The organism is Paenibacillus sp. tmac-D7 (genome assembly GCF_006519665.1).
Taxonomy (GTDB): Bacteria; Bacillota; Bacilli; order Paenibacillales; family NBRC-103111; genus Paenibacillus_G; species Paenibacillus_G validus.
Window position 1 is genome coordinate 71,983 of the sequence record NZ_VIDW01000003.1, and the last position, 14,613, is coordinate 86,595.

At 54.3% G+C, this 14,613-nt stretch carries 13 protein-coding genes; all 13 read left to right on the plus strand.

Features of this window, described 5'->3' with window-relative positions:
• Nucleotides 1–172 precede the first annotated feature (172 nt).
• The 13 genes from FKP33_RS03065 to sleB all read left to right on the plus strand — a co-directional run bounded on the left by FKP33_RS03065 (nt 173) and on the right by sleB (nt 14,608).
• Nucleotides 173–1,216, plus strand: a complete 1,044-nt coding sequence (locus tag FKP33_RS03065) for a polysaccharide deacetylase family protein (RefSeq protein WP_127604487.1) — start codon at nt 173–175, stop codon at nt 1,214–1,216.
• Nucleotides 1,217–1,284: 68 nt separating this feature from the next.
• Nucleotides 1,285–2,535 (plus strand): M16 family metallopeptidase, encoded by a 1,251-nt coding sequence (locus FKP33_RS03070; protein WP_054795796.1) that lies wholly within the window; start codon nt 1,285–1,287, stop codon nt 2,533–2,535.
• Nucleotide 2,536: 1 nt separating this feature from the next.
• Complete coding sequence (dut, locus tag FKP33_RS03075) at nt 2,537–2,983, plus strand: dUTP diphosphatase (RefSeq protein WP_141333966.1); 447 nt, start codon at nt 2,537–2,539, stop codon at nt 2,981–2,983.
• A 178-nt stretch (nt 2,984–3,161) separates the two neighbouring features.
• Nucleotides 3,162–4,058, plus strand: coding sequence for a dipicolinate synthase subunit DpsA (gene dpsA, locus FKP33_RS03080; RefSeq protein WP_054799139.1), 897 nt, complete (start codon nt 3,162–3,164; stop codon nt 4,056–4,058).
• Nucleotides 4,058–4,651, plus strand: coding sequence for a dipicolinate synthase subunit B (locus FKP33_RS03085; RefSeq protein ID WP_141333903.1), 594 nt, complete (start codon nt 4,058–4,060; stop codon nt 4,649–4,651). Before dpsA ends, FKP33_RS03085 begins: the two co-directional genes overlap by 1 nt.
• Nucleotides 4,652–4,693: 42 nt before the next feature.
• A complete protein-coding gene (locus tag FKP33_RS03090; RefSeq protein ID WP_141333904.1) occupies nt 4,694–5,734 on the plus strand; it encodes an aspartate-semialdehyde dehydrogenase in 1,041 nt (346 codons plus the stop codon).
• A 118-nt stretch (nt 5,735–5,852) separates the two neighbouring features.
• Nucleotides 5,853–7,067: an aspartate kinase gene (gene dapG / locus FKP33_RS03095; RefSeq protein ID WP_141333905.1), complete on the plus strand. Its 1,215-nt coding sequence runs from the start codon at nt 5,853–5,855 to the stop codon at nt 7,065–7,067.
• Between the two features lie 21 nt (nt 7,068–7,088).
• Complete coding sequence (gene dapA / locus FKP33_RS03100) at nt 7,089–7,952, plus strand: 4-hydroxy-tetrahydrodipicolinate synthase (RefSeq protein WP_127604479.1); 864 nt, start codon at nt 7,089–7,091, stop codon at nt 7,950–7,952.
• A gap of 214 nt (nt 7,953–8,166) precedes the next feature.
• Nucleotides 8,167–9,843 (plus strand): ribonuclease J, encoded by a 1,677-nt coding sequence (locus FKP33_RS03105; RefSeq protein ID WP_054799141.1) that lies wholly within the window; start codon nt 8,167–8,169, stop codon nt 9,841–9,843.
• 156 nt (nt 9,844–9,999) lie between these two features.
• On the plus strand, nt 10,000–10,764 hold the full coding sequence (locus FKP33_RS03110; RefSeq protein ID WP_054795799.1) for a ClpP family protease: 765 nt from the start codon (nt 10,000–10,002) through the stop codon (nt 10,762–10,764).
• Nucleotides 10,761–10,994, plus strand: a complete 234-nt coding sequence (locus tag FKP33_RS03115) for a YlzJ-like family protein (RefSeq protein WP_141333906.1) — start codon at nt 10,761–10,763, stop codon at nt 10,992–10,994. The genes FKP33_RS03110 and FKP33_RS03115 overlap by 4 nt, the downstream gene beginning before the upstream one ends.
• A 65-nt stretch (nt 10,995–11,059) precedes the next feature.
• Entirely contained in the window at nt 11,060–13,666 is a 2,607-nt protein-coding gene (locus FKP33_RS03120; protein ID WP_373423823.1) for an FtsK/SpoIIIE family DNA translocase, read from the plus strand.
• Nucleotides 13,667–13,777: 111 nt separating this feature from the next.
• Entirely contained in the window at nt 13,778–14,608 is an 831-nt protein-coding gene (gene sleB, locus FKP33_RS03125; protein ID WP_127604473.1) for a spore cortex-lytic enzyme, read from the plus strand.
• The last annotated feature ends 5 nt before the right edge of the window (nt 14,609–14,613 follow it).

The following is a 14,613-nucleotide window of genomic DNA, read 5'->3' on the forward strand; positions in this document are numbered from 1 at the left end:
CACCGCTTGTGTAGTCGTAACGAAGAAAGAGTCAGAGCAGTCTGTCTCTTTTTTGTTGTGTCCGCCTGCATGGTCTTTTGATCGATACCGCGCACGCATCGGCTTCTCCGGGTCTAAACTTGTCTGCCCCTGCATATGAATGGGACAAACAAAAGGAACGGAGACAACCCTTATGAATCGAAAGCAACGTCAACTGCTGTTGGTGGCATCTGCCTGTTTAGGCGGCATGCTGTTGTTCGTTCAGCAATCACCGGGCGTGGAGCGGTTTACCGAGCATGCGCGGCAAGCAGGCGAAGCCGGGCGGTCCTTCGCGTTCGCAGATCCGTTCAAAGCGCTCACAAGGCAAGTATGGCGGGAGGATGCGGGCGACACACGCTCGCAGGCGCTCGCTTACCTGCGCGCCGAGGCGGAGAAGCGGAACGTTCCTGCCGTGAATGCCAAGATCGATCCGGTCTGGAAGGCGCTGCCGGGTTACAACGGGATCGAGGTCGATATCGATCGGTCATTGGCCGCAGCCGAAGCGCAATCGTTTCGACAGCCGCTGCCGATCGTTCTTCGGGAGGTGCCGCCGCAGATCGGGCTCGATCAATTGGGACCGCATCCGATTTATAAAGGCAACCCGCATAAGCGGATGGTCGGTTTGATGATCAATGTTGCGTGGGGAGATGAATATATTACGCCCATGCTGAATACGCTCGAGAAGGAAGGAGTACGTGCGACTTTTTTCCTGGATGGGAAATGGCTCTCGAAAAATGTGGAAACCGCGAAGAAAATTGCGGAACGCGGTCATGAGCTGGGGAACCATGCGTATTCTCACAAAAATATGAGCAAACTGAGCCGCGAGCAGAATACGGCTGAAATTACCAAGACCGAACAACTGCTGAAGGAGGCAGGTGTGACGAACAAGCTATTCGCGCCTCCTTCCGGCGATTTCAATCAGACGACGGTCGAGGTGGCGCATGAGCTGAAGCTGCGTACGATTCTCTGGACCCTCGATACGATCGATTGGAAGAAGCCGGAGCCGGCATCGATTGTTCGCAAAGTGACGACACGGGTGGAGCCGGGATCGCTCATCCTGATGCATCCGACGCCGTCCAGCAGCGAAGCGCTGGCCGGGATGATTCACGCCATCAAGAGCAAAGGACTTCGGCTCGGCACCGTCAGCGAAGTGATTTCGGCGGATCGCATTCCCGAAGTTGAGTCGAAAGGGCAATAATGTTAAGATCTAAATATTATACCAATCGGGTGGCTGCATAAGCCGAACGAATGAGGAGGCTTCTTTGCTTGGACAAATATACCCTCAATAATGGACTGCGTGTCGTCATAGAGAAAATTCCGACGTGCCGCTCCGTCGCATTCGGCATTTGGGTCAAAACCGGATCGCGCAATGAGAATGAAAAGAACAACGGGATTTCCCATTTCATCGAGCACATGCTCTTTAAGGGAACCGACAAATACTCGGCTAAAGATATCGCCGAAATTTTCGACGGTATCGGCGGCAACGTCAATGCGTTCACCTCGAAAGAATACACGTGTTATTATTGCAAGGTGCTTGACGAGCACTTGCCGCTGGCGGTAGAAGTGCTGTCGGACATGTTTTTCCGGTCCGTGTTCGATCCGGCTGAGCTGGAGAAAGAAAAGAACGTTATTTACGAAGAAATTTCGATGTATGAAGATACGCCGGACGATATGGTCCACGATTTGATCGCACGTGCGGCTTTCGGCGGACATACGCTCGGGTATACGATCATCGGCACGCAGGATAACTTGGCTGCGATGAACTCCGACACCTTGAGAAGCTATATGAAAACGCACTATACGCCGTCCAATACGGTTGTCAGCATCGCCGGCAATGTGAACGACGACGTGCTCAAGCTGATCGAGCAGCATTTCAGCGGCTTCGCTGGCGATGCGGCGCCGGAGACGCGGGAACCGCTCGGCTTCCATAGCGAGCTCGAATATTACCAGAAGAAGACGGAACAAAATCATATCTGCTTGTCGCTGCCCGGATTATCGGTGACCGACGAGCGCCTGTACGCGATGATTCTGTTGAACAATGCGATCGGCGGCGGCATGAGCTCCCGTTTGTTCCAAGAAATTCGCGAGAAGCGGGGACTTGCGTACTCGGTCTACTCCTATCATACGTCGTATCAGGACGGCGGGATGTTTACGATTTATACCGGAACCGCGCCGAAGCAAACGGTCGAAGTGCTGAAGGTGACAATGGAGATGCTGGATGACATCAAGCGCAACGGCTTGACTCCGGCTGAACTGCGCAAGGGCAAGGAGCAAATGAAGGGCAGTCTGATTCTTAGCCTGGAAAGCACGAGCAGCCGGATGAACCGCATCGGCAAGAACGAGCTGATGCTCGGCAGACATTACAGCCTCGACGAAATGATTGAGCGGATCGAACGCGTCGAGATGGAACAAATTCAGGCTTTAACCGCAAGTTTGCTGTCAACTCCGTTTGCGCTGGCGATGGTAGGCCAGTCGAACGATGCGATTGACGGGTTCGGGAGGGATCAGCTTGTCTGAGATGTTTGACGTGCGGATTAAACGGCTGCCGGGGAATGAAGACATGCCGCTGCCGGTGAAAATGTCGGAGATTGCGAGCGGCTTCGACCTGTACGCCGCCGTCGGCGAGCCGGTTGTGCTTGCGCCGGGCGAACGGGCGCTGATCCCGACCGGCTTCGCGCTGGCGATGCCGGGCGAGCTGGAGGCGCAAATCAGGCCGCGCAGCGGACTTGCGTTCAAGCACGGGATAACGACGCTTAATGCGCCGGGCACGGTCGACGCCGATTACCGCGGCGAAGTGAAGGTGCTTCTGATTAATCACGGCCGGGAACCGTTCACCATCGAACGGAAAGAACGAATTGCGCAAATGGTATTCCAGCGCGTACCGCAAATTCGTCTGGTTGAAACGGATGAGCTTGACGACACCGTTCGCGGCGTCGGCGGCTTTGGCCATACGGGAACAAAATAACGATAGGGAATTGAAAAGGACAGGGCGCCCCTGTCCTTTTTTTGTGCTTGCCGCTCTTCCTGTAGAGTCCCGGCGAGCCGAAGCTTCGCCTCTTCAGACGTTCTCCCGCGCTGGAACCCATCTCTGGGCAACCGCATAAGATAAGTTATCGAGAGCGATTTAGAAAGAGGTGAAAGGAATGCTGACCGGGATTCATGTGGGTTTGATCGGCGGCGACGCCAGACAGCTCGAGATTATTCACAAATGCTCCGAGCTGGACGCCACTGTCGTACTGATCGGATTCGACAATCTCCAAAACGGGTTCAGCGGGATCACCAAGGCGGAGCTGACGCCGGAAGCCTTAGAAAGCCTGGATGCCCTGATATTGCCAGCCGTAGGAACCGATGACCAAGGACGCGTCGAAAGCATATTTTCTTCGAAGGAATTACGTCTGTCACATGAACATATAGCCGCCTTGCCGAAACACGCCAAAGTGTTCACCGGCATGGCGAAGCCTTACTTACGCGAGCTGTGTTCCACTGTCGGCATCGGACTCGTCGAACTGTTCGACCGCGATGACGTGGCGATCTACAATTCCATCCCGACGGCGGAAGGCGCTATTATGATGGCGATCCAGAACACGGACATTACGATTCATGGCTCCGAATCGATGGTGCTCGGATTTGGCCGTACGGGCATTACGCTTGCCCGGACGCTTCAAGGGATGGGGGCGAAGGTCAGATTCGGGGTGAATAGGCCCGAATATTTTGCCCGCGCCACGGAGATGGGCATGAATCCTTTTTATTCGAAGGAATTGATCTCCCATGTGTCCAAAGTCGATTTCCTGTACAACACGATACCTTCGTTGATCGTGACGGCGCAAGTTATTGCGAACATTCCGCATCGTGCCATCATCATCGACTTGGCTTCGAAGCCGGGCGGCACCGATTTCCGGTTTGCGGAGAAGCGCGGCGTCAAGGCGATGCTCGCTCCCGGATTGCCGGGCATCGTGGCGCCGAAGACGGCGGGCCGGATCATGGCGGATACGATAATCCGCATCATCATGGAAGATGAAGCGACTAGGAGGAATGCCTGATGGATTGGACAAAAACAACGGTAGGTTTCGCGTTGACCGGCTCCCATTGTACGTTTGAGGAAGTCATGCCGCAAATTAAACGTTTCGTCGACGAGGGAGCGAGGGTGGTGCCAATCGTTTCGAATACGATTATGACGACCGATACGCGCTTCGGAACCTCGGAAAATTGGCAAAAACAGTTGAAAGAGATCACAGGAAATGATATTATTTCTTCAATTGTAGATGCCGAACCGCTCGGTCCTTCGAAACTGCTCGATGTCATGGTTATCGCGCCTTGCACGGGAAATACGACGAGCAAGCTGGCCAATGCGATGACGGAAAGCCCGGTGCTGATGGCCGCCAAAGCGCAAATGCGGAACGGACGTCCGCTTGTGCTCGCGATTTCCACGAATGACGGGCTCGGATTGAACGCCATGAACGTCGGCAAGCTGCTGATCACGAAAAACATCTACTTCGTCCCTTACGGACAAGATGCGCCGGCGGCCAAACCGAATTCGCTCGTGGCCCGCATGGACTTGATTATGGAAACGTGCGAAGCGGCGCTCCAAGGCAAACAGCTTCAGCCGATGCTGATTGAACGTTTTAATTACTAAATTTATAGATTATGGCAAACATACTGCAGGGGAGAGAACTACATGTCGAATCAAAAATTGTTTAACGTTGCCGTCGTAGGCGCAACAGGTGCCGTAGGAGAACAAATCATCCGTTTGCTGGCGGAACGGAATTTCCCCATTCAAGAGCTTAAACTTCTGTCCTCCGCTCGTTCGGCAGGCTCGAAGGTTTCGTTTAAAGGTCAAGAAATTACGGTGCAGGAAGCGACGCCGGACAGCTTTCAGGGCGTCGACATCGCGCTGTTCAGCGCAGGCGGAGACGTCAGTAAAGCGCTCATTCCGGAAGCGATCAAGCATGGCACGGTTTGCGTAGATAACACTAGCGCATTCCGGATGGATCCGGATACGCCGCTTGTCGTGCCGGAAGTCAACATTGACAAAGTGAACGAACATAAAGGCGTTATCGCCAACCCGAACTGCTCGACGATCCAAATGGTGCAAACGCTGAAGCCGCTCTACGACCGCTACGGGATTTCCCGTATCATCGTATCGACTTATCAAGCGGTATCCGGCGCAGGTGCGCGCGCGATCGACGAAATGCTTCGCCAATCCCGCGAGGTGCTCGCAGGCAATGAGGTGGAGCCGCAAATTTTACCGGTTGGTTCGCTGCCGAAAAAACATCAAATCGCCTTCAATGCCATTCCGCAGATCGACAAATTCGTCGAGAACGGATTTACTTACGAAGAGATGAAAATGATCAACGAAACGAAAAAAATTATGGGCGACGAATCGCTTGAAGTAACGGCGACTTGTGTGCGTGTTCCGGTTGTTTACGGTCATTCGGAGTCGGTTTATGTCGAACTGAAAAGCGATTTCGACATCGAAGAAGTGAAACAGCTGCTTGCCGATGCACCGGGAATCATCCTCCAGGACAATCCGGCGGAGCAAGTATACCCTCTGGCGACGGATGCCGCCGGCAAGCTGGAGACGTTCGTCGGCCGCGTTCGCCGCGACCTGAGCAATCCTCGCGCGCTCAACCTGTGGATTGTATCCGACAACTTGTTGAAGGGCGCGGCGTGGAATGCCGTGCAAATCGCCGAGTACATCGCGATCGAACAAAACTAACGAAGAGGCTGGCTTCCCGTTTCGTACGGGAAGCCAAGCTTTTGCTTGCAAGCTGCTGATCGAAGACATTCGAAGTGGCGGCTGCAAGTAATGGAAGAACCGAAAGGGGAGATCTTTGATGAAGATCTTGGTGCAGAAATTTGGAGGCACATCCCTTTCCACTGCCGAAGCTAGAGCAAACGTAATCGAACACATTCAAGACGCTTTGAACCAGGAGTACAAACTCGTAGTTGTCGTATCGGCGATGGGACGGAAGGGTGAGCCCTACGCGACAGACACCTTGCTGGATTGGATAAGCAAGAACGGAGACTGTTTACCGGCAAGAGAGAAGGATCTGCTGCTGTGCTGCGGCGAATTCATATCGGCAGCGACGCTTTGCAGCCTGCTGCATGCGAACGGCATCCCCGCTGTCGCATTGACGGGGGCGCAGGCGGGGATTCAAACGAATGATGACTACGGGAATGCACAGATCGTTTCGATCGTGCCGAATCGAATCTTGGACCTGCTTGAGCAAGGAAACGTTGTCATTGTGGCCGGCTTCCAGGGCCAGACGTCAGGCGGGGATTTGACGACGCTCGGCCGGGGCGGCAGCGATACGTCGGCGACGGCGCTAGGCGCTGCGCTGAAGGCCGAAATCGTCGATATATTCACCGATGTGAGCGGCATATTGACGGCGGACCCGCGGATCGTCGAAGATGCGAAGCCGCTGGATGTCGTATCGTATACGGAAATTTGCAATATGGCGCATTTAGGGGCGAAAGTCATCCATCCGCGCGCCGTCGAAATGGCTATGCAAGCCGGCATTCCGGTGCGTGTGCGCTCCACCTTCAACAAGCACCCGGGAACGCTTGTCACGCATCCCGAAGCGATGAAACAATCGGGTACGCTTCATGACCGTTTCGTTACCGGAATCGCGCATGTTCCCGGCATTTCCCAAATTCGGGTAGCCGCGCAGGAAGGCGCATTCGATCTGCAGCTTCGCGTGTTTAAGGCGATGGCGAGAGAGAGGATCAGCGTCGATTTCATTAATGTCAACCCGTCAGGCGTCGTGTACACCGTCTTCGATCAGGAAACGGACCGCGCTTTGAAAGCGCTGGCCGAGCTCGGCTTGACGCCGCTGATCACGTCACATTGCGCCAAGGTGTCGATCGTCGGCGGCGGCATGAACGGCGTTCCCGGCATTATGGCCACGATCGTTGAAGCGTTGACGGACCAAGATATACAGATTTTGCAATCCGCCGACTCCAATACAACCATTTGGGTGTTGGTGCAAGGGGAAGATATGGCCCGGGCGGTACGGGCTTTGCATCGAAAATTCAATCTGCATAAATAAGCTCGTAAGGAGGAGAAGGTCGTGGATTTCGGAAGACTGGTAACGGCTATGATTACCCCGTTCGATGAGAATCTTAACGTCGACTGGGCACAATTCGAGAAAGTAATGGACTATTTGATTGACGACCAACAAAGCGACAGCCTCGTCATTTGCGGCACGACGGGGGAGTCCCCGACTCTCACCGAGGAAGAGAAGCTGCAATCGTTCAAAGCGGCCGTTACGCATGCGAGAGGACGGGCGAAAATTATTGCCGGCACGGGCAGTTACGACACGGCCCACTCGATTCATTTGTCCAAGGAAGCGGAGAAGCTCGGCGTCGATGCGCTGCTGCTTGTCGCACCCTATTACAACCGTCCGACGCAAGAAGGGCTGTACCAGCATTTCAAAGCGATCGCAGAATCCGTTTCGATTCCGGTTATTTTGTACAACGTTCCGGGCCGTACTAGCGTGAACATCGATGCGCAGACGACGATTCGGCTCTCCCAAATTCCGAACATCGTCGCGACGAAAGATTGCGCGGGCACTGACCAATTAACGCAAATCGTGAGCGGCGCTGCGTCCGGGTTTCGCGTGTATACCGGCGATGACAGCATGACGCTGCCGGCCTTATCGGTCGGAGCGTACGGCGTGGTCAGCGTAGCCAGTCATGTAATTGGAAAAGAAATGAAAAATATGATAAACTGCTACTTGCAGGGGAACGTACAGGAAGCGGCTAAGCTGCATGGGCAGCTTTTGCCGATTTTCAGCGGATTGTTCTTCCGCCCCAACCCGGCCCCGGTGAAATATGCGCTTAACCTTCGAGGGGTTTCGGTCGGTGGCGTACGGCTCCCGCTCGTGGATGTGACCGAACAAGAAGGACAATTCATTGCGTCCCTATTTGCATGAAGTCTTCGATGAATCGGTGCCGTTCGCGGCATCGGTTTTCTTTTTTTAGGAGATGCTAAGCAGTACCCGGCACAGGGATGAGCGGTATTTACGGTTTACTTGTAATGGCAAGATTCTTTCATGTATAATGGTGGCAAGTGACTGGTGCGGTTTATGAATTGGTTAATCGTTCATATGGAAAATCGTCGTCAAATCAACCAAGGAGGTTTATACGTTGTCAAAGAAAAATATAGACAAACTTTCGATTTTTGCCCTAGGCGGCGTGGGTGAAATCGGTAAAAACATGTATGTGATTCAGTATGCGAACGACATCGTCGTTGTCGACTGCGGCTTGAAATTTCCAGAGGAGGACATGCTCGGTATCGACATCGTAATCCCGGATATTTCATACTTGACGGAAAACCGCGATAAAGTTCGCGGTATTCTGATTACGCACGGACATGAAGATCATATCGGCGGCTTGCCGTATGTACTCAAGCATCTGAATGTGCCTATTTACGGAACCCGGTTAACCTTGGGGTTGATCGAAACGAAATTGAAAGAAGCGGGCTTGCTTGGCGAAACGAAGCGTCATGTGATCACAGCGGATTCGGAATTGAAAATGGGTTGCATTACAGCGACGTTCTTCAAAACGAACCACAGTATTCCGGATTCCGTCGGGGTTTGCCTGGAAACGCCGGAAGGGAACGTGGTGCACACCGGAGACTTCAAATTCGATCAAACGCCGGTTAACGATCAGTACGCCGATTTGCACAAAATGGCGGCTATCGGACAAAAAGGTGTACTGGCCCTGTTGTCCGACAGTACGAACTCCGAGCGTCCGGGCTATACCGGATCGGAACGCAGTGTCGGCGCAGAAATCGAAGAGGTGTTCCGCAAAGCGAAGCAGCGCGTCATTATTGCAACGTTCGCGTCCAATATTCACCGGATTCAGCAGGTTGTCGACGCTTGCGTGGCAACGCGTCGTAAGCTGACCGTTATCGGGCGCAGTATGGTGAATGTCGTATCGATCGCCAGCGAACTCGGTTACCTGAACATTCCGGACGGTATGCTGATCGAGCCGGAAGAAGTGAACAAGATGGCAGGCGATCGCGTAGCCATTTTGTCGACAGGCTCTCAGGGCGAACCGATGTCCGCGTTAACGCGTATGGCTCGATCGACGCACCGCAAGGTCGACATTTTGCCGGGAGATACCGTCATTATTGCGGCGACTCCGATTCCGGGCAACGAGCGTTACGTCGGGCGTACGGTGGATGAGCTTATGCGCATCGGCGCGCATGTAATTTACGGACCGGGCTCGATAACCGGTGTGCACGTTTCCGGACACGGCAGTCAAGAAGAACTGAAGCTGATGCTGAATATGATGAGGCCTAAATATTTCATTCCGATTCACGGTGAGTATCGGATGCTGCGGCAGCACGGCTTGTTGGCCGAATCCGTCGGCATTCCGCGCGAAGACATCTTCATCGTGGACAACGGTGAAACCGTCGAAATTCAAGACGGCGTCGCTCGCAAAGGTTCGAAAGTGCCGGCGGGCAACATCTTGATCGACGGTTTGGGCGTAGGCGACGTAGGCAACATCGTGCTTCGCGACCGCAAGCTGCTGTCCCAGGACGGCATTCTGGTCGTCGTCGTAACGTTGAGCAAACAGGATGGTGCGATTTTGTCCGGTCCGGACATCATCTCCCGAGGTTTCGTGTATGTGAGAGAATCCGAAGGTCTGCTTGACGAGGCGAACCGGATCGTGACGAGCACGCTCCATCGCCTGATGAATGAAAACGTAAATGAGTGGGCATCGCTCAAAACGCATGTAAAAGATGCACTCGGACGATTTTTATATGAACAAACCAGAAGAAGACCGATGATTCTCCCGATTATTATGGAAGTCTAGTCACTCGCATTAGTCACTTGAACCCTAAGTTATATAAACGTTAAAGCTTCCTTGTTCGGCCGTTGCCGGGTAAGGAAGCTTTTTCTATACGTGCATATTATTGGCGAAGCGTACCATACTAAAGAAGATTTGGATACTTAGTAGGGGGAATTTGCCATGCTGACGAACAGACAGGATCAACAGCCGCAACAACAGCCGCAACAACAGCCGCAGACAGCTCAGGGGCAGGACGAAAATCGCAAGAACGGAGCGGTTGAAGCCATCCAGCAGCTGGGTCAAACCGTCGTGCCGAGCGGCGAATCGAATATCTTTTGCATGACGATCATCGGTCAAATAGAAGGACACATGGTGCTGCCGCCGCAGAACAAGACGACAAAGTACGAGCATCTGATTCCGCAGCTCGTAGCGGCCGAACAAAATCCGAAAATTGAAGGCGTGCTGATCATTCTCAACACGGTGGGAGGCGACGTGGAAGCGGGGCTGGCCATCGCCGAAATGATTGCCACCTTGTCGAAGCCGACGGTCACGCTGGTGCTTGGAGGCGGACACAGTATCGGTGTACCGATCGCCGTGTCGGCGAACCATTCCATTATCGCGGAAACCGCTACGATGACCATCCACCCGATCCGGCTGAACGGTCTGGTTATCGGTGTGCCGCAAACGTTCGAATATCTGGATAAAATGCAGGAGCGCGTCATTCGTTTCGTAACCCGGCATTCCCGTGTAGACGAGGATAAATTCAAGGAGCTTATGTTTAAAACGGGCGAGTTGACGCGGGATATCGGAACGACCGTCGTCGGGACGGATGCCGTGAGATACGGGCTCATCGACAGCTTGGGGGGAATAGGGGAGGCCATCGGCAAATTAAACAGCATGATCGAAGAACGCCGGAAAACACTCTCCGGGGGTGTGGTGCAATGACGCATTACACGATATTGCCGATGGAAAAGGTCATGGAAGGCATTGACGCGATGGAGTCGGCGACGCAATTGCTGGAAATCGTCATGAACGGCGTGACGATGCAGGTACAGCCGATCAATCAAACGCAGGCTACCATCGTACGGCTCATAAGCTGCAACCCGCAAGATTTTTTAAATCCGCAGTACACCCCTGGCCGGTTAATCGAATTTAAACCGGTCTTTCCCGGCTAACCGTTTTTGCAGGCGTCCCGTTCAGCTTCGCTCCAGTTTATGGTATAATAGGCTGACGGGGGTGAATGGTTTTGGCCAAGAGGAAGAAGAGTGGCAAAGGTATCAAAACCAATTTAAAATTTGAGCTGTACGGCATCCTGATCTTAACGTTATCCGTCATCGCGCTTTCCCGTGAAGGCTCGGTGGCCCGTTCGCTCACCTATTTGTTCCGGTTCGTGATCGGGACGTGGGATTTTGTCATCCCTCTCGTATTCATATACGTCGCGTTGTACGCGATGATGAAGCGCCAGTGGCCGATTTGGCGAACGGTCCGAAAGTCGGGGATTTTGCTCATCATGCTGTCCCTGCTGCTGATGAGCCACATCAGCTTGTTCACACAGCTGTACCCTAAGGCTGATTTCACGGCAGGGCAGATCGTCTTCCAGACGTGGACGAGCCTGGTCGAGGGGCTGAGTCCTTCCGAAGAGGGCCAGAACATCTTGACCGACGGTGTAGGCGGCGGGATGACGGGTTCCTTACTGTATGCGGCATTGTATTTCATGTTCGGCAATTTGGGAGCGCGGCTCATTCAATTTACGCTGGTTGTAGCCGGCTTTATTCTGGTTACCGGGTGGTCGTTCGGCGATCTGGCAGCCAGGCTGCAGGGACGCAAGCCGTTCAAGGATACGCTGCTCGGGCAATTCCTAAAGCGGAAGATGATGGAGCGGAAAGCGGCCAAAGCATCCGAGGCGGCCGCAGCGACCGCGGCAGCGCGCAAGAAGAAAGCGGCGGCTGTTCTCGCAATGCCGATCGACGAAGACTTCGACGAAGAAACGTACAGACCGGACCCTAAGGCTCGCAAATCCGCGGCCAAGAAACGGTCTTTGTTCTTTGAGCTGTTAAAACCTTCGGAGGACGGCGGGAAGAAAGCGCGCGTTTCCTCGAAACGAACTAAGGATGAGACGTACTCGGAGGCGGACGAAGAAGTAACGGTATACTCCGCTTATGCCGGGGAAGAACCCGATTCGAACGATGGCAACGATGCGAAAGAAGCCGCGGGATACGACTCGGCGATTCCGGTTATTCGCGATTTTCAGGAACAAGTGCGGCAAGAAAGCTATGACGAGAACGAATTGAGCGGACAGCCGCAAGCCTCTGTTACGGGGGCGGCGACCGCAGCAGCCGATCCGGCGGCGCAGCCGCAAGAGCAGCAGAGCCTCGATACCGCGAACGGTGAAGACTTTGACATCAAGACGAAGCCGCTGACGATACCTTACGAACTGCCTTCGCTGCAGCTTTTATCCAAGCCGGCTTCGGGGAAAGGCGCCGATTCGCTGGACTACAAAGCGGTCGCCCGCAAGCTGGAAGCGACGCTGGAAAGCTTTGGCGTGCGCGCCAAGGTGCTCGAAGTGGTGCGGGGGCCGGCGGTGACGCGTTACGAAATTCAGCCTGACGTCGGGGTGAAGGTTAGCCGCATCGTCAGCTTGACCGACGATATCGCGCTGGCGCTCGCCGCTAAGGACATCCGGATGGAAGCGCCAATTCCCGGTAAATCGGCAATCGGCATCGAAGTGCCGAATACCGAGGTGTCGATCGTTACGATGCGTGAGGTCATGGAGACGGCAGCCTTTCAGGATGCCGCCTCCAAGCTGTCAATCACGCTCGGCCGCGACATTTCCGGCCAGCCGATCGTCGGCAACTTGTCGAAGATGCCTCATATGTTGGTTGCGGGGGCTACAGGTTCAGGGAAATCGGTGTGCGTCAACGGCATTATCACGAGCATTTTATTCAAAGCGAAGCCGGATGAAGTCAAGTTTCTGATGATTGACCCGAAGATGGTCGAATTGAATGTGTATAACGGTATTCCGCATTTGCTGGCGCCCGTCGTCACCGATCCGAAGCGCGCTTCGCTGGCCTTGAAGAAGGTCGTCGTCGAGATGGAGAAGCGGTATGAACTGTTCTCTAAGAGCGGCACACGAAATATCGAGGGCTACAATAACATGCTGGTGGAAACGCAAACCGGTGCTCCGCTGCCCTATATCGTTGTCATCGTCGACGAGTTGGCCGACCTGATGATGGTCGCCGCCAATGATGTCGAAGATGCGATTTGCCGCTTGGCGCAAATGGCGCGCGCGGCCGGTATCCACTTGCTGATTGCGACCCAACGGCCTTCCGTAGACGTGATCACCGGCGTGATCAAGGCGAACATTCCATCGCGGATCGCCTTCGGCGTATCGTCGCAAGTCGACTCGCGAACGATTCTTGATTCAGCCGGAGCGGAAAAGCTGCTTGGCCGGGGTGATATGCTTTATTTGCCGATGGGCGCGTCCAAACCGGTCCGCGTGCAGGGGGCCTTTTTATCCGACCAGGAGGTCGAATCCGTTTGTAATTTCGTGCGCACCCAGCGCCAGGTCGAATACGTTGAAGATATGGTACCGCTTGTGGAGGAGAAACAGGACGATCAGGACCTGTTTGAGGACGAGCTTTACGATCAAGCGGTGCAAATCATTTTGGAGGCGAAGCAGGCGTCCGTATCGCTGCTGCAGCGCCGTATGCGCGTCGGGTACACCCGTGCGGCGCGGCTGATCGATACGATGGAAGCGCGGGGTATCGTAGGGCCGTACGAGGGCAGTAAGCCCCGCGAGGTGCTGATCTCCATGGAGCAGTACGAAATCAACCGAATGAGCTCCTAGCGAGGTTGAAGGATGCATTACGAAAGTATTGAATAGAAGCGGCATCCCTTTCTCATAATAACCCTTAAATAGGTCTGACATCATGAGAGTGGGAAAGGTGAGTTGCCGCGAATGAACAAACGATTGATTGTCATCACCGTTAGTTTGGTAGTTGTGTTATTTGCCGGGTTGGAGCTCAAGCACCGCTTACATACCGAGCAAACGTTCAGCAAGAACGAAATCAGGTACGGAACGTCCGGAACAGCAGACGTGTACGAGCTGCAGGGGCGTTTGAAATTCCTAGGCTTTTATAAAGGAGACGTCGACGGAGACTTCGGCTATCAGACGTTAAGGTCGTTGAAATGGTTCCAGTCGGAATTCGGCCTGAAAGCTGACGGCATTGTCGGCGACAAAACAAAGGTAAAGCTGTGGGAAGCCACCAAAGACTGGAAGGCCAAGCATGACGAGCTTCCGCCTTGGGTCACCGGCAGTTCGCAGGGCAACGCTCCGGCGAACAATGCGGCAGGCGGCGGCGGCGGAGCTGCCCCGAGTACAGGCGGAACGGCGCCTGCGCCGACAGGCATGACCCCGTCCACGAGACTCGGTCTATCGCTTCAGGATATGAAGCTGATGGCGAACGCCGTTCACGGCGAAGCGCGAGGAGAGCCGTACATCGGGCAGGTGGCGGTGGCCGCTGTTATCCTTAACCGCGTCAACTCCCCGAGCTTTCCGAACACGGTCTCAGGCGTTATTTTCCAGCCGGGCGCCTTCACGGCTGTGGCTGACGGCCAAATTTGGCTGGAGCCGAACGAAACGTCGTTCAAAGCGGTCCAGGATGCGCTGAACGGCTCAGACCCTTCGGGCGGCTGCCTGTACTATTTTAACCCGGCCACGGCGACTTCAAAGTGGATTTGGACCCGTCCGCAGGTGAAAACGATAGGGAAACATATCTTTTGCAAATAACCTGT

Excerpts from the sequence above, each read along its gene's own strand:
- FKP33_RS03065 (WP_127604487.1), top strand. The coding sequence starts at position 173 with ATGAATCGAAAGCAACGTCAACTGCTGTTGGTGGCATCTGCCTGTTTA.
- dut (WP_141333966.1), top strand. The coding sequence starts at position 2,537 with ATGTTTGACGTGCGGATTAAACGGCTGCCGGGGAATGAAGACATGCCG.
- dpsA (WP_054799139.1), top strand. The coding sequence starts at position 3,162 with ATGCTGACCGGGATTCATGTGGGTTTGATCGGCGGCGACGCCAGACAG.
- FKP33_RS03085 (WP_141333903.1), top strand. The coding sequence starts at position 4,058 with ATGGATTGGACAAAAACAACGGTAGGTTTCGCGTTGACCGGCTCCCAT.
- FKP33_RS03090 (WP_141333904.1), top strand. The coding sequence starts at position 4,694 with ATGTCGAATCAAAAATTGTTTAACGTTGCCGTCGTAGGCGCAACAGGT.
- dapG (WP_141333905.1), top strand. The coding sequence starts at position 5,853 with ATGAAGATCTTGGTGCAGAAATTTGGAGGCACATCCCTTTCCACTGCC.
- FKP33_RS03110 (WP_054795799.1), top strand. The coding sequence starts at position 10,000 with ATGCTGACGAACAGACAGGATCAACAGCCGCAACAACAGCCGCAACAA.
- FKP33_RS03115 (WP_141333906.1), top strand. The coding sequence starts at position 10,761 with ATGACGCATTACACGATATTGCCGATGGAAAAGGTCATGGAAGGCATT.
- FKP33_RS03120 (WP_373423823.1), top strand. The coding sequence starts at position 11,060 with ATGGTTTTGGCCAAGAGGAAGAAGAGTGGCAAAGGTATCAAAACCAAT.
- sleB (WP_127604473.1), top strand. The coding sequence starts at position 13,778 with ATGAACAAACGATTGATTGTCATCACCGTTAGTTTGGTAGTTGTGTTA.